This window comes from Enterococcus sp. DIV2379 (assembly GCF_050542965.1).
In the GTDB taxonomy this organism is placed as follows: domain Bacteria; phylum Bacillota; class Bacilli; order Lactobacillales; family Enterococcaceae; genus Enterococcus_D; species Enterococcus_D entomosocium.
In genome coordinates this window covers 1297149-1322600 of the sequence record NZ_CP172938.1, presented here as the reverse complement: position 1 = coordinate 1322600, position 25452 = coordinate 1297149, and the positions used below count along the sequence as shown (strand labels likewise).

19 protein-coding genes are annotated in these 25452 nt (G+C 41.9%); 2 read left to right on the top strand and 17 right to left on the bottom strand.

Features of this window, described 5'->3' with window-relative positions; translation table 11 throughout:
- Nucleotides 1-8: 8 nt before the first annotated feature.
- Complete coding sequence (gene parE / locus IGI92_RS06135) at nt 9-2036, bottom strand: DNA topoisomerase IV subunit B (protein ID WP_034872209.1); 2028 nt, start codon at nt 2034-2036, stop codon at nt 9-11.
- Nucleotides 2037-2320: 284 nt separating this feature from the next.
- Here parE and plsY point away from each other — a divergent pair, with 284 nt between their 5' ends.
- Nucleotides 2321-2959: a glycerol-3-phosphate 1-O-acyltransferase PlsY gene (gene plsY / locus IGI92_RS06130; RefSeq protein WP_008379676.1), complete on the top strand. Its 639-nt coding sequence runs from the start codon at nt 2321-2323 to the stop codon at nt 2957-2959.
- A gap of 52 nt (nt 2960-3011) precedes the next feature.
- Here the strand turns inward: plsY and IGI92_RS06125 are convergent, their stop codons facing one another.
- The 15 genes from IGI92_RS06125 to IGI92_RS06055 form a co-directional block, all read right to left on the bottom strand.
- A complete protein-coding gene (locus IGI92_RS06125; protein ID WP_430608290.1) occupies nt 3012-3887 on the bottom strand; it encodes an aldose 1-epimerase family protein in 876 nt (291 codons plus the stop codon).
- Between the two features lie 11 nt (nt 3888-3898).
- Entirely contained in the window at nt 3899-4690 is a 792-nt protein-coding gene (gene codY / locus IGI92_RS06120; protein WP_005236817.1) for a GTP-sensing pleiotropic transcriptional regulator CodY, read from the bottom strand.
- 13 nt (nt 4691-4703) lie between these two features.
- On the bottom strand, nt 4704-6101 hold the full coding sequence (gene hslU / locus IGI92_RS06115; protein ID WP_005236820.1) for an ATP-dependent protease ATPase subunit HslU: 1398 nt from the start codon (nt 6099-6101) through the stop codon (nt 4704-4706).
- 14 nt (nt 6102-6115) lie between these two features.
- Nucleotides 6116-6658 (bottom strand): ATP-dependent protease subunit HslV, encoded by a 543-nt coding sequence (gene hslV, locus IGI92_RS06110; protein ID WP_005229630.1) that lies wholly within the window; start codon nt 6656-6658, stop codon nt 6116-6118.
- A 22-nt stretch (nt 6659-6680) separates the two neighbouring features.
- Entirely contained in the window at nt 6681-7619 is a 939-nt protein-coding gene (xerC, locus tag IGI92_RS06105; protein ID WP_081487925.1) for a tyrosine recombinase XerC, read from the bottom strand.
- A gap of 196 nt (nt 7620-7815) precedes the next feature.
- Nucleotides 7816-9252: a flotillin family protein gene (locus tag IGI92_RS06100; RefSeq protein WP_005236824.1), complete on the bottom strand. Its 1437-nt coding sequence runs from the start codon at nt 9250-9252 to the stop codon at nt 7816-7818.
- A gap of 13 nt (nt 9253-9265) precedes the next feature.
- On the bottom strand, nt 9266-9691 hold the full coding sequence (locus IGI92_RS06095) for a hypothetical protein (RefSeq protein WP_008379668.1): 426 nt from the start codon (nt 9689-9691) through the stop codon (nt 9266-9268).
- Nucleotides 9692-9810: 119 nt separating this feature from the next.
- The gene (trmFO, locus tag IGI92_RS06090) at nt 9811-11112 is read right to left on the bottom strand and encodes an FADH(2)-oxidizing methylenetetrahydrofolate--tRNA-(uracil(54)-C(5))-methyltransferase TrmFO (protein ID WP_005236828.1); all 1302 of its coding nucleotides are present in this window, start codon (nt 11110-11112) and stop codon (nt 9811-9813) included.
- Nucleotides 11113-11264: 152 nt separating this feature from the next.
- Nucleotides 11265-13343 carry a type I DNA topoisomerase gene (topA, locus tag IGI92_RS06085; RefSeq protein WP_016621297.1) on the bottom strand — a complete coding sequence of 693 codons (2079 nt, stop codon included), beginning with the start codon at nt 13341-13343 and terminating at the stop codon, nt 11265-11267.
- A gap of 142 nt (nt 13344-13485) precedes the next feature.
- Nucleotides 13486-14364 carry a DNA-processing protein DprA gene (gene dprA, locus IGI92_RS06080; protein ID WP_430608289.1) on the bottom strand — a complete coding sequence of 293 codons (879 nt, stop codon included), beginning with the start codon at nt 14362-14364 and terminating at the stop codon, nt 13486-13488.
- A gap of 68 nt (nt 14365-14432) precedes the next feature.
- Nucleotides 14433-15197, bottom strand: coding sequence for a ribonuclease HII (locus IGI92_RS06075; RefSeq protein ID WP_016621295.1), 765 nt, complete (start codon nt 15195-15197; stop codon nt 14433-14435).
- A complete protein-coding gene (gene ylqF / locus IGI92_RS06070; RefSeq protein ID WP_005229614.1) occupies nt 15181-16047 on the bottom strand; it encodes a ribosome biogenesis GTPase YlqF in 867 nt (288 codons plus the stop codon). The genes IGI92_RS06075 and ylqF overlap by 17 nt, the downstream gene beginning before the upstream one ends.
- Before the next feature lie 426 nt (nt 16048-16473).
- Nucleotides 16474-17379, bottom strand: a complete 906-nt coding sequence (locus IGI92_RS06065; RefSeq protein ID WP_016613220.1) for a class C sortase — start codon at nt 17377-17379, stop codon at nt 16474-16476.
- Nucleotides 17380-17401: 22 nt separating this feature from the next.
- Nucleotides 17402-19273 (bottom strand): SpaH/EbpB family LPXTG-anchored major pilin, encoded by a 1872-nt coding sequence (locus tag IGI92_RS06060; RefSeq protein WP_430608288.1) that lies wholly within the window; start codon nt 19271-19273, stop codon nt 17402-17404.
- A gap of 54 nt (nt 19274-19327) precedes the next feature.
- Nucleotides 19328-22903, bottom strand: a complete 3576-nt coding sequence (locus tag IGI92_RS06055; protein WP_430608287.1) for a SpaA isopeptide-forming pilin-related protein — start codon at nt 22901-22903, stop codon at nt 19328-19330.
- Between the two features lie 344 nt (nt 22904-23247).
- On the opposite strand from IGI92_RS06055, the gene IGI92_RS06050 reads away from it, so the two are divergent.
- A complete protein-coding gene (locus IGI92_RS06050) occupies nt 23248-24741 on the top strand; it encodes a helix-turn-helix domain-containing protein (protein WP_005236849.1) in 1494 nt (497 codons plus the stop codon).
- Nucleotides 24742-24875: 134 nt separating this feature from the next.
- On the opposite strand, the gene lepB is transcribed toward IGI92_RS06050, so the two are convergent.
- Nucleotides 24876-25424, bottom strand: a complete 549-nt coding sequence (lepB, locus tag IGI92_RS06045) for a signal peptidase I (protein ID WP_008379649.1) — start codon at nt 25422-25424, stop codon at nt 24876-24878.
- Between the last annotated feature and the right edge of the window lie 28 nt (nt 25425-25452).

Genomic DNA, 25452 nt, shown 5'->3' with positions numbered 1-25452 from the left:
ACCACCTCCTATTCCTTAACTAAATGTTTGCTTTCTGCTTGTTCGGTATCCATTAACTTTTCATCAACTAATTCCGGTACCGTATCTTCTTTTTTATCCAAAATACTGCCATCTTCTTCTAAACTGAATTGAACATGGCTTTCGATCCACTTCCGACGAGGTTCTACCTTGTCCCCCATCAAAGTGGTGACGCGACGTTCTGCTTGAGCCGCATCATCGATTCTTACCCGAATCAGCGTCCGCGTTTCTGGGTCCATCGTCGTTTCCCACAATTGATCGGCATTCATTTCCCCCAACCCTTTGTAGCGCTGAAGCATATAGCCTTTACCGATTTTTTGGGTCAGTTTGCTTAGTTCATCATCCGTCCAAGCATATTCGACTACTGCCTTTTTCCCTAACCCTTTAGACACTTTATACAAAGGTGGCAAAGCAATGTATACTTTTCCCGCTTCGATCAAAGGTTTCATATACCGGTAGAAAAACGTTAAAAGCAGCACTTGGATGTGCGCCCCATCGGTATCCGCATCGGTCATGATAATGACTTTGTCATAATTGCAGTCTTCAATCGAAAACTCTGGGCCAACACCGGCACCGATAGTATAGATCATGGTATTGATCTCTTCATTTTTCAAAATATCCTGCATCTTGGCTTTTTCTGTATTGATAACTTTGCCTCGTAACGGTAAAATCGCTTGGAACTTGCGGTCACGGCCTTGCTTCGCTGACCCGCCGGCTGAGTCCCCCTCCACCAAATACAATTCATTTTTCTTAGGATTACGAGACTGAGCAGGCGTTAATTTTCCAGAAAGCAGTGACTCACCTTTTTTGCGTTTCTTTCCTGTGCGGCTTTCTTCTCTCGCCTTTCTGGCAGCTTCACGGGCCTCTCTTGCTTTGATCGCTTTACGAACCAGCATTTGACTCATTTCACTGTTTTCTTGCAGGTAATAGCCTAGTTGCTCGCCAATCACATTGTCTACAGCATTTCTTGCTAAGGGTGTTCCTAATTTCCCTTTGGTCTGTCCTTCAAATTGCAAAAGATTTTCTGGAACACGGATCGACAGCACGGCCGCTAAGCCTTCACGAAAATCACTACCTTCAAGGTTCTTATCTTTTTCCTTCAACAAATTGACCTTGCGGGCATATTCATTGAAAGCTTTCGTCATTGATGTTTTCATCCCAACTTCATGGGTACCACCATCTTTGGTACGTACATTGTTGACAAAGGACAAGACATTTTCCGAATAGCCATCATTGTATTGAAAGGCAAGTTCTACCTCGATTGCTTCTTTGGTACCGGAAAAATAAACCACCTGGGTCAAGGTATCTTTTTCTTCATTTAAATAATCAACGAATTCTTTGATGCCTTCTTCATATAAAAAAACTTCATGAATTGGTTCTTCCCCACGTTCATCCGTCAGGGAGATTTTGACCCCTTTTAGCAAGAAAGCCGATTCTCTTAAACGTTCTGCGAGAATTTCATAGGAGAATTTGGTTGTTGAAAAGATCGTGTCGTCAGGTTTAAAGGTGACTGTGGTTCCAGTTGGTTTACGAGTTTTGCCGATTTTTTTCAAAGTACCAGCTGGTTTCCCACCGTCTTTGAAGCTCTGTTTGTATTCGATGCCATCACGAACGATGACTACTTCCAGCCAGCTGGATAGAGCATTTACAACACTGGCACCAACCCCATGAAGGCCGCCAGAAGTTTTGTAGCCTCCTTGGCCAAACTTCCCGCCGGCATGTAGCACTGTGAAGATCACTTCAACAGTAGGGATTCCCGATGCATGTGTCCCGACCGGCATTCCTCGCCCATTGTCTCGAACACTGATACTATTGTCTTTGTGGATCGTAACATCGATTTCATTGCCGTATCCAGAGAGTGCCTCATCAACCGCATTATCGACGATTTCATACACTAAGTGATGTAAGCCGCGGCTATCGGTCGAGCCGATATACATTCCTGGCCGTTTTCTTACTGCTTCTAGGCCCTCTAAGACCTGAATGGAAGCATCATTATATTCTGTGGTTTTCTTTGCCAAACCCACCGCTCCTTTAATCTTGATCAGTCCTTTTTTACTGCTGAAAGGACTGCAAAAAAAATCTTAACACAAAATACGCTTTTTTCAAGCGAACATTTTTCTAAACTATCTTATCCTTTTTCCTTTGTTTGCACAAGCTAGAGTCACAAAATGGCTTGTTTGTGTTTCACAGCTCCGAGGAAAGCTGGTTTTCTTCTTTCCCTGACTAGCGAAAGATTTTCTTATTGTTGGAAAGGCGTTTTCATGCTAAAATTGCCCTAGCCTTGCAAAGAAAGTTGGTTATTATGAATACGATTCTTTTATTTATTGTTGCTTACCTTTTAGGTTCGATCCCCTCGGGTGTTTGGATTGGCCAATTGTTTTTCAAAAAAGATATTCGCCAATTCGGCAGCGGCAATACGGGAACGACCAATACATTTCGCGTTTTAGGAAAGAAAGCCGGGATCGTTGTTTTATTGATGGATATCTTAAAAGGAACTTTGGCAACCAGTTTGCCTGTCCTCTTTGGTCTCCATACCGTCAATCCGCTCTGGTTTGGGGTCTGCGCGATCTTAGGTCATACCTTTCCGATCTTTGCCAAGTTTAAAGGCGGCAAAGCGGTGGCGACAAGTGCTGGGATGCTCTTAGGATACAATCCGCTCTTTTTCATTTATTCTTCATTGATTTTTGTTATCTGTCTTTATGTGACAAGTATGGTAAGCCTGACCAGTATGATCGCGGCGTGTTTGATCACCTTATCGACGGTCGTTTTGCCTTTTATCGCCCCTGCGATATTGCCTGAGCAAAACTGGTTGCTGACCTTCATCGCGATCGGCGTAACGATTTTTATCTTTATTCGCCATCGCGAAAATATTTCACGTATTAAAGACGGGACTGAAAGTCGGGTACCGTTTGGTCTGAATAAGCGTCAAGCGAACAAATAAGCAGAAGCTGAGAAAAGTGCAATGACTTTTCTCAGCTTCTTTTTGCCTGCTTTTATTTGACTGTGATCGAGTACTTTGTTTCAAATAACTCCTCAGGCGAAAGTGCTTGAATACCCAATTTTTCTGAAAGCTCACCGGAAGCTTCCAGTGTATCTGCGATACCGCACCATGGTTCTATACATAGAAACGGCGATTTTACGGGATACGTGGACCAAAAACCGACATACGGCATATTATTGTAGCTTAACGTAACACTATGAGGCGATTTCTCACTGCGAATCGAGTAGGAATGCAATCCTTTCGTTTCATAAACCAGCGCATCATTTGCAAACATATCGTGGGTCAAGCGCAAATCCGTATTCGTTTGACCGAGTGTGCGTTGTTCATAATCAATATAATTGCCTTTTAATGGCAATTTCACTCGTGATTTCTTTGGAGAAAAAGAAAGGTAGTAGTCTTCAAATGTCAGCCCTTTTTCAAGTGGGACGTTGAATGCAGGGTGTCCTCCAATGGAGAAGAATAGTTCTTTTTGACCGCTATTCTTTACTTGATATTTGACGACTAAGCCATCACCGCCTAATTCGTAACTGACATACAGCTGAAAATCAAACGGATACTTCGCTTTGGTTTCAGTTGAACTTTCTAATAGAAACAAGGCATAGTCTGTACGTTTTTCAACGACAGTAAACAACATGTCTCTGGCAAACCCATGACGGGGCAAATGATAACTTTTGCCCTCATGCTGATAGGTGTCCTCTTTTAAGGCGCCAACAATCGGAAATAAGATTGGTGCATGCTTTCCCCAGTGGTTTGGATCAGCTTGCCAAATATATTCAAGGTCATTGCTTGTATCAACTAAGCTTTGTAGCTCAGCCCCTCTTTCTGCAATTTTTGCTTGCAGATGACCCGCCGTGATGGTAACTGTCATAGTCTCATCTCCTAATATTGATGTTTCGTCAATTCCTCTTTAAAGCGGCTGTTAAGCACTTTTAAATAGGTGCCTTTCATCCCCAAAGAGCGGGATTCTATAATGCCGGCAGACTCTAGTTTACGCAAAGCATTTACGATCACCGACCGTGTAATTCCAATGCGATCAGCGATACTTGACGCGGTCAGACGACCTTCGTCTCCTTCTAATGCCTCAAAGATCGCTTGAACAGCTTTCAACTCACTATAAGAAAGGGTGTTGATTGCCATTTGAACAGCTGTGGTACTGCGAACATCTTCTTCGATACTGCGGGATTTTTGGTACAAGAATTGCATACCAACAACTGTCGCACTGTATTCCGCTAATACCAAATCGTCGTCATCAAAGGACTTATCGATTCTGGAAAGAATGATCGTACCTAAACGTTCTCCTGCACCGTAAATCGGTACGATGGTCGTTAGTCCGTTGGGATACAGCTCACGGCCTTCTACAGGAAAAGCGGTCATATCATCACTGATTGGCACATTAGCTTCTGTGGAAGTCAGGTGATCGACTAAATCTGTATAATTTTTAGGAAACTGTTTTTCAACAAACATTTTTTTGATGCGTTCATTATTGACATCATGGTTCTCAACAAAACCTAACACGCTACCGTCAATGCTAATAATATACGCATTGCTGTCTAGGATGTTTCCTAAAATGACAGCCATCTTGTCGTAAGGCAAATCAGAAGCTAAATTAAAGGTGTTTTTTTGCTGCAATAATTCGTTGATTTGTCTTGTCTTTTCTAATAATGTTTTCATTGGTCCGCTCCCTTTATAAAATATACCGGCTTAAGTCTTCATCTTTTGCGATGGACGCAAGTTTTTCTTCCACATACGCTTCTGTGATGGTGATTTCACCCATTTGCATCTCAGATGCTTCAAATAATAAGTCTTCAAGTAGTTTCTCTAGAATCGTATGCAAACGACGAGCACCAATATTGTCGGTATCGCGATTCACTTGATAAGCAATTTCGGCAATTTTCTCGATAGCTTCCATCGTAAAGACTACTTTGACATTTTCGGTTCCTAACAAGGCAATGTATTGCTTGACTAAGGCATTGTTGGGCTCCGTTAAAATTTTAACAAAGTCTTCTTTTGTCAAATCATCTAGTTCCACACGAATCGGGAAACGCCCTTGCAATTCAGGGATCAGATCGCTTGGTTTCGACAGGTGGAATGCCCCAGAAGCAATAAAAAGGATATGGTCTGTTTGTAGGGTTCCGTATTTCGTATTGACTTGCGATCCTTCAACGATCGGCAAGATATCTCTTTGCACCCCTTCACGAGAAACTTCTCCTGACTGCTGTGATTTCGAAGATACTTTGTCGATTTCATCTAGAAAAATGATGCCACTAGATTCTGCTAAACGTAATGCTTCACTATGAATATCCGCGTCGTTGACCAGTTTTGAGGATTCTTCTTGAATCAGCAATTCTCGTGCTTCTTTTACGGTTACTGTGCGTTCAATTTTCTTTTGCGGTTTCAATGCTCCTAAGGTTTCATTCAAATCGATCCCCATTTGTTCTAAGCCATTGTTCATCATCGGTGCTTGATTTTTCGGCTCATCGACTTGGATCGTCACTTCCCGGTTGTCTAAAAGGCCCTTTTCTAATTGCTCAAAAATGGCTTGACGGTTGCTGCGAATCTCATCCGTCAATTCTTCTTTTGGCTCTTCTGGTTGTTGTGCGGCGTTGAACATATTCATCATTTGTTCATAAGGATTGGTATTCTTTTTCTGTTCCTTTTTAATACCAGGAACTAAGACTTTTACTAAACGACGGTTGGCTTTTTTCTCTGCTTGGATCCGCACGTTTTTATATTGTTCTTTTTTCACGATTTGGATCGCATTCTCAACGAGGTCACGTACCATCGATTCTACGTCTCGACCGACATAGCCGACTTCCGTGAATTTCGTCGCTTCTAACTTAACGAAAGGTGCATCAACGATCTTTGCTAAGCGTCTCGCAATTTCCGTTTTACCAACCCCTGTTGGTCCGATCATCAAAATATTTTTTGGTGTGACATCTTGTTGCATCTTTTCATCTAATTGCAGCCGGCGGTAGCGATTTCTCAAAGCAACAGCCACTGATTTTTTGGCGTTGGTTTGTCCAACGATGTATTCATCTAATTCTTTCACGATTTCTCGTGGTGATTTGTTTTGGTTTGTCATATCGTCATCCCTCTTTAAAACTCTTCTACAATGATATTGTGATTCGTAAAGACACAAATGTCTGCGGCAATATTCAAGGCACCTTCAGCAATTTCTTTGGCAGATAGTTCACCGCCATAACGTTTCATCGCACGGGCTGCTGCTAATGCATAGTTTCCACCTGAACCGATGGCTAAGATCCCTTCATCTGGCGAAATGACTTCGCCTGTCCCAGAGACCAAAAGCATCTCCTTATCATTCATGACGATCAGCATCGCCTCTAATTTTTGCATCGACTGCTGAGTCCGCCATTCTTGTGCCAATTCTACTGCAGCTCGTTGCAAATTTCCGTTGTATTCATTTAGTTTTCCTTCAAATTTTTCTTCCAAGGTAAAGGCATCTGCCACACTGCCGGCAAAACCAACGATCACTTCACCGTTGTAAATTCGACGGACTTTCCGAGCGGTTCCTTTCATAACGACCTGTTCTCCCATCGTTACTTGTCCGTCACCGGCCATGGCAAATTTCCCATCTTTTTCAACCGCACAGATGGTGGTTGAATGAAATTCTGACTTCATTTATGTTCCTCCTGTACCAATTTTACGCGCGTGGATGAAATTGGCGATAATTTTTTTGTAAACTGTCTTTGGTGACATGCGCATAAATCTGTGTCGTCGATAGATTGGCATGCCCCAACAATTCTTGAACGGTCCGCATATCGGCGCCGTTGTTTAATAAATGGGTTGCAAACGTATGCCGAAGCATATGAGGATGGATTTTACTGTCTAAACTGCTTTTTCGAATGATTTGATTCAAAACATATTCGATCCCAGTTGCAGTGATCCCGTCACCAAGATGATTCACGAAAAGGATCTCGTGTTCCTTGTTCTGCTTTTCCATCAGCTGTTTGCGTCCTGAGGAAAGATAGCGTTTGACTGCTGCTTGTGCGTAACTACCGAAAGGAACATAGCGATCCTTATTCCCCTTCCCATGGATCAGTAATACGCCACTTTCCCAATCGATTGCCCCCAGTGTGAGACTGCTGCACTCACTGACCCGCAAACCTGAACCATAAAGGACTTCTAACAATGCTTGATTGCGCTGTTGTAGTGGCTCATCGCCAACAACACTTTGAAAGAGAGCATCCATTTCCTTCTCATAAAAAAAACGCGGCAATTTGGCGTTTTTCTTTTTTAAATGAATGTAGGCGAAAGGATTCTCTTTGACGATCTCATGCTTGGTTAGAAACTGATAAAAAGATCGCAAACTAGCCATTTTACGACTGATGGAATTACGGCTGTACTCTCGTTCCGTCAAATAGCTTAGATAGACGCGAACATCGCGGTATTCCACTGCTAATGGGTCTTCATTGCCAGACTCTTTTAAGAAGTGAAAAAAATCGCCCATATCTTCTTGATACGCTTTTTTTGTCTTTTTCGAATACCCTCTTTCAACAATAAGATAACGAAAAAACTCTTCTTGAAACTGATCTGTTTGCAAATTAACCCCCCTTTTCATGATTCGAAATAACTTTAGCATAGACCACAAAAAAAAACAAATGAATTGTCAGAATTTAATCAATATTTCAAAGTTTAGACATAATTGTGAAAACTTTCTAAGAATCTACGTAAGATTCTTATCTTTGTTCAGAAAGATCCGTTAAATGCGCCAGAAAAACGTACCAGTCCCTCTCCTCAAAAGAAAGAGGGACTGATACGTTTCCACTTATTTGCTTTTATTCGATTGGATCAGTTGTTGGCTGATGCGAACCAGTGCTTTCAGATACAGCCTGAACTAGCTCTTTGTTTCCTTGTTTTGTGGACATCGTGTCATTGATTAACCCAACTAAGTCTAATCCGGTTGTCTCTTTGATCGTATCAAAGGTTCGCGCTAAACCAGCTTCCCCCATTGATTGAAGACCATCATTGCCGCCAAAGCTAACCACTTTATCAATATTGCTCAGTGGCGCATTGACCTCTTTCGCGATTTCAGGCAGCACTTTGATGAACTCCATCAAAATACCAGCTTCGTTCAGTTTGGTCAAAGCAATCGCCATCTTTTCACGGCTTTCCGCTTCGGCTTGACCGACTTTTGCGATCCGTTCCGCGTCGGCACTACCTAGTTTTTCAATTCGTTCGGCTTCTGCTTGGGCAGCTAATTTGACTTTTTCCGCTTCCGCTTGTGCTCGTGCGATTTCTCTTGCTTTGTCTGCTAAAGCGTTTTGTTCAACCACATATTTATCCGCTTCGGCTTTTTTACGGACAGTTGCATTCAATTCTTTTTCCGTCAATTCCGCTTGTTTTTCTTGAATCTCGATATTTTTTTCTTGTTCGATCAATTGAACTTTCATTTGTTCGCCGACTGCGATCTGTTCCGCTTTCGCATCCGCAACTTCGCGTTCTTGTTTGTATTGTGCTTGTTTCAATGCCATATCTTTTGTCGCTTCTGCGATTTCTGTTTGGCGACGGATCTCTTCATGCTGTGCCAATTGCTCATTCTCAGCTTGCTTGATTCGAGTTTCTCTTAAGGCATTGGATTCCGCTACTTCGGCATTTTTTTTCACTTCAGCAATCTGAGGGCGTCCTAACGCATCCAAGTAGCCATTGCTGTCGCTGACATCTTTGATCGTAAACGAAACGATCTCCAACCCCATTTTCTTCAAGTCCGTAGAGGCAACTTCTTGCACTTGTTCCGCAAAATCATCGCGGTTTTTATAGATGGCTTCTACCGTCATCGTTCCTAGAATCGCCCGTAAGTGACCTTCTAAGACTTCTTGGGCTTCATCTTCCAATTCACCTGTGGATTTGCCTAAGTATTGCTCAGCAGCTGTCTTGATCGACTCGGTACTGTTGCCGACCTTTACAAGCACCGTCGCACTGGCTTTGATCGGTACGCCTTGTTCCGTATAAACTTCTGGTGTCCCAATCTCTAACTTGTGGGTCAATAAACTTAATTTATGGGCTTTTTGAACAATAGGAATCACAAACGTCCCACTGTTTTTTAAGATTTTGATGCCTTCTTTTCCTAAAAACGACCCCGTAACAATCAATGCTTCATCGGGTTTCCCAATGCGATAGCGTATCATCAAAAAAGCGATCAATAAAACAACGAGGACAACACCCCATAAAATCGGATTACTTAAAAAATCTACTGCTGATCCTGTATCCACCATAACGTAACACTTCCTATTCTATAAAATTTTTACTTTCCACCACCAACGCGATCCCTTTTTTATCAAAATCGACAATGATGACTTTGGTTCCGACTGGCAATCGAACATTGTTTTCACGATCTTCTTCCCGAAAAAAACGTGCAGGATAAACAGAACGTGCACCTTGACTCCCTATCTCCATGACTTCGCCGATTGTATCTCCGACAATCTTTTCCGTCAGTTCACCGATCACAAAATCATTGCGACTAATGACATTGCTGCGGTTTTTGTCTGTGATGCGATTGTAAAGCCACATAATGGGACCTAACAGCAAACTAAATAAAACAAAGACAACGAAAATGACCCCGACCAAAAGGATCAGCCATCCTAAAAATTGAATTACTGTAGGAAAACGCTGTAAATAGTTTTGAATCAAATGAATCCATTCTCCAATCACCATCTTCACCACCTTCTGTCATTGTTACTGTCTATCATAAGTCACCTTGATTAAAGTTTCAAGACAAATTAAAAAAAAACCTTCTTACCATTTATTAGTAAGAAGGTGATGACTCATCGCTCTTATAGTTGTTCTTTGGCTTCTTCTAAGGCAGCTAATGCCCGGTTTGCCAATGCTTCATAACGAGATTTTTTATCTCTGATTCGTTCTGGAAGTTCTGGCAGCAAACCAAAGTTGGCATTCATCGGTTGGAAGTGTTTGCCTTCTGCATGAGTGATATAATACGCCATACTGCCAATTGTCGTCTCTTGTGGCATAATGATCGGCGCTTCCCCTTTTGCAAGTTTGGCAGCGTTGATCCCGGCCATCAATCCACTGGCTGCACTTTCAACATACCCTTCAACGCCTGTCATCTGACCAGCAAAAAAGAGGTCTTCACGTTTTTTCGATTGGTACGTTTGTTGTAACAACTCTGGTGAATTCATAAAACTATTCCGATGCATCACGCCGTAGCGCACAAATTCTGCCTCTTCCAAACCAGGGATCATACGGAAAACCCGTTTTTGCTCGCCCCATTTTAAATGTGTTTGAAAACCAACGATGTTGTAAAGAGAAGCAGCCGCATTGTCTTGACGCAACTGAATCACTGCGTAGGGACGTTTGCCGGTTTTCGGATCTTCCAATCCAACTGGTTTCATCGGACCAAACAACATGGTTTTCGGTCCACGGCCAGCCATAACTTCGATTGGCATACATCCTTCAAAAAATTTTTCTTTTTCGAATTCTTTCAAAGGGGCCACTTCCGCATTGACTAAAGCTTCACGAAACGCATAAAACTCCTCTTCGTTCATTGGACAGTTCAGATAGGCTGCTTCGCCTTTGTCATAGCGTGATTTCAAATAAACTTTATCCATATTGATGGTGGATTTATCGACGATCGGTGCTGCTGCGTCATAGAAATAAAATCCTTCTGATCCGTTAAAAGCTTGGATCGCTTTGGATAAAGGTTCAGAAGTCAAAGGTCCAGTTGCAATCACGGTGATCCCATCTGGAATTTCAGTGATCTCCTCTTCGATGACAGTGACTAAAGGATGTTCTTTGACACGTTTGGTGACTAACTCTGAAAAATCATCACGATCAACAGCTAAAGCACCACCTGCTGGAACCGCTGTTTTGTCTGCAGAGGTAATAATCACTGAATCTAAGCGACGCATCTCTTCTTTCAAAACACCGACCGCATTTGTTAAATTGTTGCCTCGTAGTGAATTCGTACAAACAAGCTCGGCAAAATTATTTGTATGATGGGCTTCTGTCGATTTCTTAGGACGCATTTCATAAAGCTTTACTGCGACACCTGCTTGCGCTGCTTGCCAAGCAGCTTCGCTTCCGGCTAAACCGGCACCAATAACATTGATTTCTTTCATAGTGCTCTCCTTTTATTTCAAAAGCTCGCCTCTTGTCATAAGAAACTGCTTGTATTAATCAAAAGGACCGGCACTTTCTTTTGTCAGCCAACATCAAGGCTGACCGTTCAAAAGAATGCGCCGATTCTTTTTTTAACAGGGAATCCTGCTAGTTATTTTTGCACATTTTCTTCATAGTCCCCATTGATACACACGACTTGCTTGCCGCCTTTGACTTTCTTCTCGACTAAGTAATTATCACATTTCGGACAATTACGGCCTACAGGTTTGTCCCAAGAAGTAAAGTCACAGTCCGGATAACGGGTACATCCATAAAACAACCGATTTTTTTTCGATTTGCGTTCAACAACTTGGCCTTGGTGACAGACCGGGCACTCAACGCCGATTTCTTTGACGATTGGTTTCGTGTTGCGACAGTCAGGGAAATTACTACAGGCATAAAATTTTCCGTAGCGACCTAATTTGATCACCATTGGATGGCCACAAAGATCACAGTCAAAGCCTGCAGGTTCGTCTTTGATTTGGATTTTTTCGATACTTTCTTCTGCGGTCGTCAATTCTTTTTCAAATGGACGGTAGAATTGATCGACGACTTTGACCCATTCTTCTTTCCCAGCTTCAATGCTATCCAAGCTATTTTCCATTTCAGCAGTAAAATGCATATCAACGATTTGCGGGAAGAATTCCTCGATCAATGAATTGACGATCTCACCAAGTTCAGTTGGCTCAAAACGTTTTTGTGTCAATTTCACATAATAACGTCGTTGGATTGTTTCCAACGTTGGTGCATAAGTTGAAGGACGACCCACACCGTTCTCTTCAAGGGTTTTGATCAAGGTGGCTTCACTGTAGCGGGCAGGTGGTTGAGTGAAATGCTGTTTTGGTTCGATCGATACGGATTGGACCACATCTCCTTCAATTAACTCTGGCAAAATGTTCTCTTTGTCTTCTTTGCCATCATCGCGCCCTTCCACATAGACCTGCATAAACCCTTTAAATTTGATCTTTGAACCATTGGCAATAAAGATGACACCATTTTGATCCAAGGTAACTTTCATTGTATCCAAAATCGCCGGCGTCATTTGACTAGCCACAAAGCGAGACCAGATCAAGCGATACAGTTTCAGTTGGTCTTTGTCTAAGAATTTCTCCATGGCTTCTGGCGTACGCATCACACTTGTTGGTCTTACCGCTTCATGGGCATCTTGTGCCCCTTGTGCATTCGCGCGTTTTTTGCCACCGTGCGCCGAGAACTCTGAACCATAAGTACTTTCAATAAATTCTGCCGCTTCGCCTTTGGCTGTGTCTGCGATTCGGGTCGAATCGGTACGCATATAGGTGATCAAACCAACGGTGCCTTGTTTACCAAGAGCGATCCCTTCATAGAGCTGTTGTGCGACCATCATGGTTTTCCGCGTTCGAAAGTTCAGTTTACGGGCTGCTTCTTGTTGCAAGCTACTGGTGGTAAACGGTGCCGCCGGGTTGCGTTTGCGTTCTTTCTTTTCAACCTTCGTCACTTGAAACTCTTTACTAGAAAGACGATCGGTGATTTCTTTTATGCTTTCAGCATTCGGTAATTTTTTCTTTTTGCCATCTAGGCCCCAAAAATTGGCTTTGAATTTTTTCGTGGCTTTTTTAAAGTTCCCATCGATGCTCCAATATTCTTCAGGAACAAACTCACGGATCTCTTTTTCACGATCTATAATAATCTTAAGCGCCACCGATTGAACACGGCCAGCACTCAATCCTTTTTTCACTTTACGCCAAAGGATTGGGCTCAATGAATACCCCACCAATCGGTCTAAAATCCGGCGCGCTTGTTGAGCGTCAACGAGATCTACATCGATCGTTCTTGGTTCTTTGAAAGCTGCCTTGACCGCATCCTTAGTGATCTCATTAAAGACGACTCGGTTTTTATCTTTTAAATCTAACCCTAGTAGAAAAGCTAAATGCCACGCAATAGCTTCTCCTTCTCTATCCGGGTCACTTGCGAGGTAGACTTTTTCGGCTTTTTTCGCAGCTGAGCGGAGACTTTTGATCACATCGCCCTTGCCACGGATCGAAATGTAATGCGGTTCATAGTCATTTTCGACATCAATTCCCATTTTACTTTTAGGAAGATCACGAATATGACCGACACTTGCGACGACTTTGTAATTTCGTCCAAGGTATTTTTCAATGGTTTTCGCCTTTGCCGGCGATTCCACGATTACTAAATATTTATATGCCATATAAAGAATGGCTCCTTCCTGAATTTTTCCTACTATTATATTCTATCAATCAGTGAACCTATCGTATGCAGATGAAACATACAAATCGTAGCTTATCATAGCTTTCAAGAAAAGGTTTGTCAAGGAAGGTTGATTGGAAAAATCAAAAAAAGGCTAACTCCTGTAAAATATCTGACACACTAATCGTACATTTTGCGCCATCTTGAATCAAGTGGTGACAACCTTTTGACTGATCGGAAATCATTTCACCAGGCACTGCAAAAACTTCTCGGCCATTTTCCATTGCTAATTGTGCCGTAATCAAAGAACCGCTTCTTTCTTTAGCTTCAATCACACAGATCGCTTTTGAAATACCGGCAATGATGCGATTGCGTAAGGGGAAGTGATGTCTTTCCGGTTTGGTGTCGTGAGAATATTCACTCAGTACTAGATGTTCTTGACGAATCTGCTGGAACAACGGATACGCAGAAGTAGGATAACAATGTTCCAAACCAGAAGCAATCACGGCAATGGTTTGTCCCCGATTTCTGATGGCTGATTCATGGGCAAAACTGTCGACGCCATTTGCTAATCCACTGACGATCGTATAGTTTTCTGTCACTAAAGGCGGGATCAGCTTTTCGCAAACTTTACGCGCATAGCGAGAAGCTGTTCTTGCGCCGACAAATCCAATCATGGGCGTTTGCAACAATTGCAGATTTCCTTCGTAAAATAGTAATAATGGTGGGTCCGCAATTTGTCTTAAAAGCATCGGATACTCCGCTGAAAAGAAGGTGAGGTAGTTTTGTCCCCCCATCTTTTGTGTGATATGCTCTTCTGTCATTTGCTCCCACGATCGGCGAAAGACCATCCTATGCTGTGGAAGGACGCCGATGGCAATCATCTCTTCCAACGAACAACGCATTTCTTTTGTTTCCAGCCAATGCCAAATAATCTTCCAGCAACCTTGCAGACCGATTCCCTGACAGTAGTACAGTTTTATCAACTGTTTTTCAAAATCTGTTGCTTGTTGATATTTCATAAACAAAGCCCTCTTTTCTTAGTGATCTTACTTATAAGATTCGCTAAAAAAAGAGGGATGGATGAAATTTATAGGTATTGTTTAACTGGGGCAAAGGTTTTTCGATGAATAGGGCAAATTCCATGGGCAGCTAACCCTTCTAAATGAACTTTGGTCCCATACCCAGCATTTTGATCAAACCCATAAAAAGGATACACATCATGAAAATCTTTCATTAAATTGTCACGATAGACTTTGGCAATGATACTTGCTGCGGCAATCGAAATGGAGCGGGCATCGCCTTTGATCAAGCTTTGTTGAGGGATGTCGGTCTCGATGGTCATCGCATCAATGAGCAAATGTTCCGGCTTGACCGCTAAGTCGATCAAAGCTTCTTTCATCGCCAGGCGGCTCGCTTGATAGATATTTATCCGATCGATTTCTTCAGGACTAACCACACCGATACCGACAGCAACGGCTTTATTTTGAATTTCGATAAACAGTTCTTCTCTTTTCTTCGCAGAAAGCTGTTTTGAATCATTTAACCCCAAAATCTGGCATTCTTTAGGCAGAATCACCGCAGCTGACACCACGGGTCCTGCTAAAGGTCCGCGCCCCACTTCATCTAAACCGGCGATAAAACGGGCGCCTTGTTGAAATGCTTCGTTTTCAAAACGCATCATTTCTTCGTATTTTTCCTGCAATAGCTGCTGTTTGACTAATTGTTTCTCATATCGTTGCAACAGCTTTTGGACCCCTGCGCGTTCATCTGCTAGCAATTCCTGCAAAAATGCCGGGTCATTAAAGGTTGGATCAAATAATCGCTCTTTGATTGTCTTAATCGGTTGTTTCATCTTGGCTTTCCATTTCCTCCACTCGATCTAGTGTATAACGGCCTAATTTTCCTTGCCGAATGTCAAAGACAACAAGCTCGCTTCCTCGATCATAGTTATCTTTATACCCACGTTTTTCAGTGATTTTCATCAACAGGTCCGGCGCTAACAACGCCTCTTCCTCCGCCTTTAGTTGGTAACGATTGGCGATTCTTTCAGGATAATAGCGGGCAAAAAAATCAAGTCCATACAATGCGATATCATCTAAATGGATCAGCTGATCTTTAATAGCCCCCGTCAATGCCAATTTTTTACCAATCTCAGGATCTTCAAATTTTGGCCATAAGATCCCAGGCGTATCTAGCAGCTCTAGATCAGTCCCAAAACGCAGCCATTGCTGTCCTTTGGTCACGCCGGGTTTATTACCCGTCTGAGCAATTTTCTTCCCTACTAAACGGTTCATCAAGGTTGATTTTCCGACATTCGGAATGCCAATCACCATCGCTCGAATCGCACGGGGCTTCAATCCTCTGGCTTTGTCACGAGCGATTTTTTCCTTCAAGACTTGCTTAGCCGTCGGGACAATGGCTTTGACGCCTTGATTGTCTTGGGCGTTGATCGCCAAGGCTAAATAGCCTTGTGCTTGGAAATAATGCTCCCATTTTTTGGTTTGAACGGGATCTGCTAAATCCGCTTTATTGATCAAGATCAATCGTGGTTTTTGCTGTAATAATTGGTCCAGCATGGGGTTGCGGGATGAGATCGGCAAGCGTGCGTCCACGAGTTCAAAAACGATATCCACGAATTTTAATTTCTCACTTACTTCACGTCTGGCTTTCGCCATATGGCCTGGAAACCATTGAATGGTCATTTGAACGTTTTCCTCCTTGGTACTTCTTCGAATTGGTAAAAAAAGACAGTAGTGTCTAAATCCATGCAGTATATACCTAACAAGAACGAGGACTATTTGCTCTAAAACCATCAGAGAAACTAGTCACACTGGGCATTTTGCTAAAATTGCTTTAGGACAATGTTCTTGTTCCAACCTCGTGCATAGGTAAAGCTTTCAGCGCGATTCTCATGCGTCATACGCGCTTTCTCGCTTTTTAATTTTGGGGAAGTGGTTGAAAAAAAGCTTGTCTACCCACTCATTCTTCCTTTTTTCTGACACCTTTACCATTAGACCGACTGTTTTTTACTACCTTTTATCTTCGTTATTGTACCATATTTCACACGACATGTTTCGTTCTGAGTAAGGTTAACAAGTCATTTTCTAGTGGATCTAGAGGAAAACCTGCTATCTTTGCTTCTTATCACTGGGAGTGATCAAATCATGCTGTTTTTTTCTTTTGATTCTGCTAATCACCAGCAGGAGTAGTAATAGTGTGGTGCTTACAACTAGCAGCACCCACAAATCCTGCTGGTTTGCTTTTTTTGCGGCATTTGTTTCATTTTCTTCATTGTAAGGAACCCTTTTGCCGCGAACCAATAAACGATGGCTATTGACCATATAGGGTGTGCAGGTTAGTAAGGTGACATAATCACTGCCTTTGACAATTTTTAGTGCTTCGGTATCATCAGGGGCGACCGTTTTAATCTGATCTATTTGATACGCCAACGTATCATCAAACGTTTCGATATAAAACTCATCGCCGATCTGCAGCTTAGGCAGATCCGTAAAGAGGGTTGCACTCGTTAACCCACGGTGTCCGCACAGAACTGCATGGGTATCTTCACCACCTATTGGATACGAAGCGCCCTCCAATAATGTTGCTCCTCTTTTTAACAACGTATCGGTGGTTTGATCAAAAATCGGGAGAGCGACACCAATCACGGGGATCTTTAAAACGCCGATCGTATGTCGTTCATAGTAATCAGGTGTATCGCCTGATTCTGAGTCCCTTGTTTCTGATAAATCTTGCGTTTCTTTGATTCCAGGATTGCTGGGATGCTGTGCCAGCTCTTGATTTACTCGTTCCAACTGGTTCCTTTTTTGTTGTTTTTCTATTTCACTCATTTTTTTAGCTTGGCTTTGGTAGTAGCTGATCAACTGTTGATCCAAAAAGGTGTTGAGCTGATTACTTACAAAAGGATAACTGATGATCAGAACACCTAGCAGCAGCAGAATACCCATTAGAACATCCAACAAAGTCACTTTTTGAGTAGGTACTTTCGTGCCATTTCTTTTCCTTTTGATTGTCATCGTGCATTTTCATCTCATTTACTTACCCTTTTTTCCGTTTAACAAAATAACACCCAGCTAAACCAACGATCACCACTCCGATGGCGCCCATTAAATACGTGCCGGCACCACCAGTTGCCGGTAAGGTTCCTTTGCGGCGGTTAGGGACTTTTTCTGGATCTCCCAATTGCTCTTTCGTTCCATAAGACGTTTCATGTACTTCAAAAGCGATCCGATTTGTTAGCAGTACATAATTTTTTGGTGCTTTTACTTCTTCCAAATAGTAGGTGCCAAATTTTAACCCGATGATATCAACTAATCCATCTGTCCCTGTGGTAAATTTCGTCGCTTCATCCGCTGTTTGCACCCAAGATACCTGTTTGGTTCCTTCTTCGATTTTCAGGTAGTTGGCATCATCACGGTCTTGATCCCGTACAACAAAAACTGCATCTGCCAATGCTTCGGTAGCGGTCACAGCCCCATCGACTTTTAAGAACCGTTTGCCCCCTGTCAAAACTTCCACGCTTGGAGGCGTTTGATCCGTCATGAAATCCGTTTCTACATTTGCTTCATTCGTAAAGCCATTGATAGGCATAGCCTGTTCATTTAAATACATATAATACACAAAGCGCAATTGATTTCCCGGCGTTAATTGCGGCACGAATTCTGGATTGATAGTTACCGTAAAGCCATGCTCTTTTTCCGTTACTTGGTAATTCGTCGCATCGATTTTCTGCTCTCCATCATACAACGCATAGCCCGTTTCTCCTTCAGCTGTATTTTCAAAAGTTAATGCTGGATCATGGGCATCGATCAATTGAAAATGTTTGTATTTATTTTCTGATCCTACTTTATCTTGAATACCTGATGGGATATTGACCGTTAGGTGATATTGGATTCTTTCGCCGATCTCTACGTCTTTGCCGTCTAATTGTGGTGTTGTTTTTGTAACATTTGTTGTGTCATTCTTGATTGTTAGCTCAACAGTAACGTTATTTCCTGAATCAATCGAGAAATCCTTGATTCTTTCTTCCTCGATTAAGGCGGCTTGACTTGGGGCTTTCGTTTCCTCTAATTGATAGGCGCCTGTTTCTAGTTGCGCAATCTTTAGCTGTCCTTTTTGGTTCTCACTCACATCGATACCAGCGTCTCCAGAAGCATATTGTTTGCCTGTCAAAAAACGATACGCTGCCTGTTTGTCAGTTGTCCATGTATAAAGTCCATCGGCTGCACTTAAAATGTATTTCTTGGTATTTTCGCGTCCTTCTTGCTTTGAAACAACAAATTCCGCATCATTCAGTGGTTCGTTTTCCCCCGTTCCTCGCTTATTCACAAGGAGCGTTCCTTCATTTGTGACGATATTTTTCGGATAAAGATGAATCGTGTCTAGCTCTTCTTCTCCATAAACATATGAGCCATCAGCTTGTTGGATCATTTCATATACGGGAAAGGCGATCACCATATTCTCAGCAGTTGTAACGCCGTCTTTAGGGGCTTCTACAATGGTGTAAACTGCATCCCGATCGGCTTGTTTTTTCGGCAATTCAAAAACCAAATCACCGGCTGCATCTGTTTTCCCGCTAGCTATAGGGGAACCAGACGTCAAGATTTGGACTTGACGCTTGGCTTCTTCAACGGATGCCCCTGCAGATCGTTTTTCATAAAATGCTGCTGTCACATCATAGACAGAAAAAGTGACATCGGCTAAGCCTTGGTATTGATCAAACTCTTCCATCTCAGTCCCACTATTTTGAATCAATGAACCTGGCAGATTGACCATTTTCTTTTTATGGAGATGGATCTGTGCCAAATTGCTCTCTGCAGACACTTGCTGATTTTTTGTTCCAAAAAAGACAAATGGCAAAAGTAAAAATAGGAGACAAACCATTTTCGTATGATTAAAAATCTTTTTCATTGTTCTTTCCTCTCTTCTAAATTTTTTTTCGTTTTTCATTCGCGAATGGAAAAATTACTTTAATGAAGGCTTATCTTTGCGCTTAACGTGCAAATAGCTACCAGCTAAAAGGACTAGCAGACTTGCTGAAAGAATGACCATCCATCCATGCCAATTCCCTCCGGTTTCAGGAAGAGACACTTTCACTTGATTGGTTACGATCAATTCTATTTGATTGTTCTTTTCTCCAGAAACAAGAAGATTCGGTAGTCGTTCTTCATCGATAAAGACCTGACCATCCTCTTCAATCTTGACTTGGACAGGTGCTGTTAAACCTGCATAGCCTGCGGGTGTACCAGTTTCTTCCAAGGTATAGCTGCCGGGTGTGAGATCTTGGAAGTGAAATACCGCTAGTGCTTCTCCGTTTTCAGGCAGTTCGACAGTCCGTCCGTTTCCACTTAGCCGGAATTTTGCCCCCTCAAGTGCTTGTCCCAGTTCATCCTGTTTATTGACCACCAAATCAAAAGGTTTTAACTGATTGCCATGGGTAAGGGTCCAACAGTTGGCATCCCCGTCGACATTTTCCCCTTGATACTGGATTTTTCCGTCTGTACCAACGACAAATTCATAGTCACCGGCAACCGTATCATATCCGAGCGGACCGGCTGTTTCTGAGATACGATAAGCGCCAGGCTCAAGGATCGTAAATTCAGCCATCCCAACATCATCCGACGTTTCTGAGGCGATTTCTTGATAATCCCCTCCTGCTGTTTTTTGTTGAAGAGAAAAGACAGCGCCTGCTAACAATACTTGCTGCTCATTTTGCAACGTATATTTTCGAATAGCGACTGGAATTTCTTTAAACGGATTGGTAATCTCCAGGGTAATCGTATGCTCGACCAGTGTGACAGGTTGTCCATCAATCGTCGCATGCCCTTGCTCATCAATATGGATCAGCCACTCTGTTTGCTTAGCCAAATGATGTCCCGCCGGTGCAGTGACTTCCTTTAAACGATACGTCTGACTTTTTTGCAACGTAGTATCTGCTGGCAGCCCGTACGTTCCATCCCCTTGATCCACAAGGGTTACTGTCTTTCCAGCGCCCGTCAATTCAAAAACAGCACCTGTCAGCTTCACCTCTCCTACAGCGGATTTTTTGATCAGATTTAATGCGAGGGGCACAAACGTCTTTGTGTTTTTCCATGTAGAAACGTCCACTCTTGTCGATTCGTAGCCTGATACTGCCAGTTCATTTGTGACTTGATAATTAAACGTTTCTCCTTGATTGTTATAAAGCGGCAGTAGCCGGGTTTCTTCGTAATCCGTTCCATCCTTTTCAGAAACCGCGGAAACCTTGCTTCGTTCCCAACTTGTCTGATCTTGTGCATCGGTCTCAGTAAGTTTGAGATATCCTGTTTGCCAGCTCTCCTTGCTAGTAACTGGGCTTCTGCTTATTTCAAAATAGACAGATTCTGGGCGACTTGACGTATCGCCATCGTATTCCTCCCAGACTTTTTTGATCGTCAACTCTTTCCCAGGTGCTTTGGCAGAAGGCACACCAAACAATGCCTTTTGATCGGACTGATGATTCGGATAAAACACCGTTTCTCCATTCATTTGATACCAAGTATCTGGTTTAAAATCCGCTGCTTCCGTTTGAATCCGCACTTGATAATGAATTTGCAGTTCCTGTCCTTCGCCTAAATAAAGACCAGAAGCATTGAGTGTATTGTCAGATATCGTGACCTCAGGCTGCACCGTTAGAGCAGCAGAACCGACACTTTTGATGGACAAGCTATTTTCTTCGTATAAAAATGGCTGCGAAATGGGGTCAGTAATCTCTCCATCAGTGACTGTCGCCGAAATATGAAGGGCTTTTTTCTCGAGATAGTCGGCAATATCCGCTGCTTCATTGGCTGACTCATAATAAAGATGCCCCTCTTCATCAGCAGAAACCATCTGTCTCATTTTGTTCTCAACATCGGCCTTTGTATACCCAGCTGTTTGATCCCCTTGCAGTTGAATCCCCAATCCGTGAATCTCAATCCCGCGCTCTTTTAACGCCATCGCCTCACCGATCGTGGCGACAAACGTATTGTTGATCCATTTAGAGTTACCGTACTGATCAGATGCAAAATACCCGTTGTAGAGATGTGAAGTATTCATCGGCTGGTCTTGAGAAAGAGAAAAGGCGGTTCCATAATAACTACCATCTGCTTGTGTATGCACTTTGGATACATGATAACTGTAGGTCGGCACGCCATCTGTTAGCAAAACGATGACTTTCTTATGTCCATTTTGCGTTGATAGCATATCCCCAGCTTGGCGCAGCCCTCTTTGGGTAAAGGTCCCCCCAGCTGCTGTTTCTGGCGTCATCGTTCGGATCGTCTCTTTGACTTCAGAAAATTTTCCTAACTGGCAGGTTTTGTTTTGGTAATTGTTACCATCACTGGAATAACCGACATAGCCCATGTAGACACTGTCTTGAATGCCGCTTCCTTCAATTTGATTCAAAAAGCGATCCACACCTTTTTTTACTTCAGTGATGCGTCCCATCTCATTCATACTCCCTGACCAATCCACTACCAACACAACATCAATCGGATCAATTTGGCGTTGAACATTCCCTCGTACATTTAGGTAGACATCAAACAGTCCTGGAGTATTCGTCTCTTTTGCAAATTTCCGTAAAGCAAAATCCGCTTCATCTCCCACACCACCATACTCAATATACGAGTTGGTCAAATTTTCTGGATCACCATTCCATGTAGTTACGCCATCCCAGGTTTCGCCTGCATCTTTGTTCCCCTGATGATTTAAGACATTGCTCTTTTCATCAATTGTCCAATTAGCCGAAGGATACGTCCCGCTTTGGTCTGTCGTATAATCTGGTTCAATCGAAGCAAAAGCCTGTGAAACGGTCGTTTTTTGATAAAGACGTTCTTGTTTAAACGGTTCAATGAGTGTTTCGTCTTCAGAAGAACTTGTCGTTGTTCCTGTTTCCTTTGTCTCTTCCTGCGTTTCTTCATTCGAAACACCTTTTGAGTCTTCATTCGACACTTGTTCCGAAGTTGACTCCGTGCCGGTTTCTGCAGCTTGTGAATCAGTTGAGCTGACTTCCACCCTATCTGAGGAAGCAGATTCTGTCGCAAGCGGAATGTCAACTATCAATTCATCCAAAGACGCCAATTTGTGCGATTCTTGATTTTCGTGATCATATTCTTCAATCTGAATCGCCAACTTCAGTTTTTTTGTTTCATTAGGTAGTTGAAACGTTACTTCTTGTTCACAGGGTGTTTTCAAGAAGTCTTGTGTTGTTAGCCAAGACTGCGCGGATTCATCCTCAATAAAAACCACCTCTTTGTTGTTCGTTTTCGTTAGCGGTTGTTCTTTTGTTTCATCAAGTGCATATAATTGCAGCCAGATGCGTTGCTGTTTGTTTTTTTGTGATAGCTGATATCGTAAAGTAAATTGATTGCCCTCCCGTTGACCTGTCAGCTTGATCTGCTCCGTTTCGGTAATAGCGATCGTATTTTCTTCTTGTGCACTTGCTGTCCCATTTGTTTGCAAACTCGAATAAATAAAAAATAATATCCCCCCTAACATACAGAAAATGAAAGAGAACCAGTGGTGTCTCTTTGTCAAAAACATAAAAAGACCTCCTTTCAAAGAATCAAAAATTACAAGCTGATGATACAAGAAAGAAGCGAAAGACACCTCTTTTTTTTATTTTCTGAAAAACAGGAAAAATTTACGCATCTGTAGTTATCCATAAATAAAACAAAGTTTTTTATTTCAAAGCGGAACCAATTAACCAACGTTATTTAATAACTAAAAAAAACTAGCGTTTTTCACATGCGATTTCTATTTTTGTTCTTTATGAGACAGCTCTGGCAAAAATTTGTCTCAGTTTTTCTAAAAAAAAGCAAAAGTTTTGAGACGTGTCTTTACACAGTAATATAAATAAGTTATTAATAAAATAAGAAGGTGATCATTTGATTGAAAAAATACTCTTAGATACCCGAGCATTAGACAAAATCGGACTCTACGGAAAACTACTATCAATTGCTCCGGGTGAATACAACATAGAGTTCGTGAAAAATCTGACCCATTTAAGTGCAACGAGATTGAAAAGTTTACTTTCCTCGATCCAAGAGGACCTGCAAAACCTCTCCCCAGTAAATCTTTCATTACATAAAAACACCCTTAGTCTCCCTAAAAATTTGATTGAATACAATCAATATCAACAGTTTTTAGCCCAAGAAAGTATTTCTTATAAAATGTTGTTAAGTATCTTGACCAACCAAGATGAAAGTTTGCTGGCATTTTGCCAAAGAAACTATATCAGTCGTTCGACTTGTTTCCGACAAACTAAAAAGCTTCAGGATCATTTAAAGGAATTCAACGTAACCTTAAATCAATCCGCCATGACGCTTATCGGTTCAGAGATGGTGATTCGCATCTTATTGTTTAATTTTATCTGGCACATTTCTTTAGGGGATAGTTTGGTGAAGGCCTTTGACCAAGAGATCGAAGAGCTTTTTGTTACCTATGAAGGAACGAAATACAAAAGCAAGTATGAAATTGGCAAAAAAGAAGCCTTACTTCATTGCAAGATTTGTCTGTTTCGTTTAAAGGATGGTCACAAGACAAATCTTTATCAGTTAACGAACCGATCATTTATCCCCAGTGGTGAAAAGCTTGATTTCTTCTCTGCTTTCTTTATGATCATTGATTCAGCAATAGACATTCTTGAGATCAATTCTTTGTTCTTTCTTTTTTATTACTGGCCGATGCTGACTTCTGCCAAAGATGTGCGTCTTCCGATTGTAGCGGATTGTTACAATCACGAAAAGTTAGAATTAAAAGAGCTGATGACTGAGTTTGAAGAACATTGCCAAAAATTTCTCTGTGATTTTGACTTCGACCATCAGTCGTTCCTTTATATGAATACATATCTTACGTTGCTGAAGTTCTGTATATTTAAGCAAAAAGTCCCCCTTTCAAATTTTTTCGAAGCAAATGTCATTAAGGATAAATACCCATTACATACGATTTTGACAAATACCATTCAAAGTTTTTGGCGTAAAATAGCAAATCGTAAAGGTTATGAGTGGTTAAAAACCTGTTATACCGATCTTGCTTTTTATCAAGCCTGTTTGCTTTATCCCATTTACATTGAAAAGGAACAAAAATATAAACTTAAAGTTGCTTTTGTCTATGTATCTAACTACTTGGTTTCCATGGAAGTTTTTAATATATGTGAACGGTTGCCCTACGTTGAAATTGAACGGATCACGCTGCCAACTGAAGAACCTTTTGACTTTTATATTTTGAGCTCACCACAGCTTTTACCCCCTTTTACAACCGAAGAAAACTCGGCAATCATTGATTTTTGTCGCTATCGTGATTTTGAAACGAATTTATGTCAGAAACTATCGAATGCTTTTAATGAAAAAATAAAAAAATTAACAGCAATTAGTGACTAAGCAAACGCTTCTTTCGATGCTAACCATTTCCCTTTGGAAAAAGAATAAAAAGCTAGACAAAATCCCCCCTTGGAATCAACGGATAATTCCAAGGGGGGGATTCATTATTTAATTATTTATTGATTTTACACAAACTAAATCAATCGAATATGAGTCAATGGATAATAAACAAAACGAGCATTGCCTAAAATGGCCTCTCCTGATATTGGTCCAAAGGAACGGCTATCTTTGGAGGCACGTCGATTGTCTCCAATGACAAAGTAACTATCTTTCCCTAACTTCTCAACACCTAATAAAGATTCCAAATCAAAGTCATTGGTGTAAGAGACAGACTCGTGATCATTGCTGCGGTTCTTCACTAGAAAATCTTCATCTACCGGTTCATCATCAATGTAAAGCTGATCATTGACATATTTTACTGACTCACCCGGTAAGCCAATCACCCGCTTGATATAGGTCGAACCATCCGGCAACTGGAAAACAACGACATCAAAACGTTGGATGGGCGAAATCTTCTCAATGACCACCATGTCTCCTTGTTTTAAGGTTCCTTCCATCGAATTTCCTTCAACAGGAACTGGGATCAACAAGAATGCCCGAATCAAGAATGCTGTTGCAAAAGCGATCAACGCATATTTCACTACTAGCCAAAAACGATCAACCCAGAGTTTTTTCGCCTCCACACGTCTGCCTCCTCTCCAATTTTTCACT

Excerpts from the sequence above, each read along its gene's own strand:
- plsY (WP_008379676.1), top strand. The coding sequence starts at position 2,321 with ATGAATACGATTCTTTTATTTATTGTTGCTTACCTTTTAGGTTCGATC.
- IGI92_RS06125 (WP_430608290.1), bottom strand. The coding sequence starts at position 3,887 with ATGACAGTTACCATCACGGCGGGTCATCTGCAAGCAAAAATTGCAGAA.
- codY (WP_005236817.1), bottom strand. The coding sequence starts at position 4,690 with ATGAAAACATTATTAGAAAAGACAAGACAAATCAACGAATTATTGCAG.
- hslU (WP_005236820.1), bottom strand. The coding sequence starts at position 6,101 with ATGACAAACCAAAACAAATCACCACGAGAAATCGTGAAAGAATTAGAT.
- hslV (WP_005229630.1), bottom strand. The coding sequence starts at position 6,658 with ATGAAGTCAGAATTTCATTCAACCACCATCTGTGCGGTTGAAAAAGAT.
- xerC (WP_081487925.1), bottom strand. The coding sequence starts at position 7,619 with ATGCTAAAGTTATTTCGAATCATGAAAAGGGGGGTTAATTTGCAAACA.
- IGI92_RS06100 (WP_005236824.1), bottom strand. The coding sequence starts at position 9,252 with ATGGTGGATACAGGATCAGCAGTAGATTTTTTAAGTAATCCGATTTTA.
- IGI92_RS06095 (WP_008379668.1), bottom strand. The coding sequence starts at position 9,691 with ATGGTGATTGGAGAATGGATTCATTTGATTCAAAACTATTTACAGCGT.
- trmFO (WP_005236828.1), bottom strand. The coding sequence starts at position 11,112 with ATGAAAGAAATCAATGTTATTGGTGCCGGTTTAGCCGGAAGCGAAGCT.
- topA (WP_016621297.1), bottom strand. The coding sequence starts at position 13,343 with ATGGCATATAAATATTTAGTAATCGTGGAATCGCCGGCAAAGGCGAAA.
- dprA (WP_430608289.1), bottom strand. The coding sequence starts at position 14,364 with ATGAAATATCAACAAGCAACAGATTTTGAAAAACAGTTGATAAAACTG.
- IGI92_RS06075 (WP_016621295.1), bottom strand. The coding sequence starts at position 15,197 with ATGAAACAACCGATTAAGACAATCAAAGAGCGATTATTTGATCCAACC.
- ylqF (WP_005229614.1), bottom strand. The coding sequence starts at position 16,047 with ATGACCATTCAATGGTTTCCAGGCCATATGGCGAAAGCCAGACGTGAA.
- IGI92_RS06065 (WP_016613220.1), bottom strand. The coding sequence starts at position 17,379 with ATGACAATCAAAAGGAAAAGAAATGGCACGAAAGTACCTACTCAAAAA.
- IGI92_RS06060 (WP_430608288.1), bottom strand. The coding sequence starts at position 19,273 with ATGAAAAAGATTTTTAATCATACGAAAATGGTTTGTCTCCTATTTTTA.
- IGI92_RS06055 (WP_430608287.1), bottom strand. The coding sequence starts at position 22,903 with ATGTTTTTGACAAAGAGACACCACTGGTTCTCTTTCATTTTCTGTATG.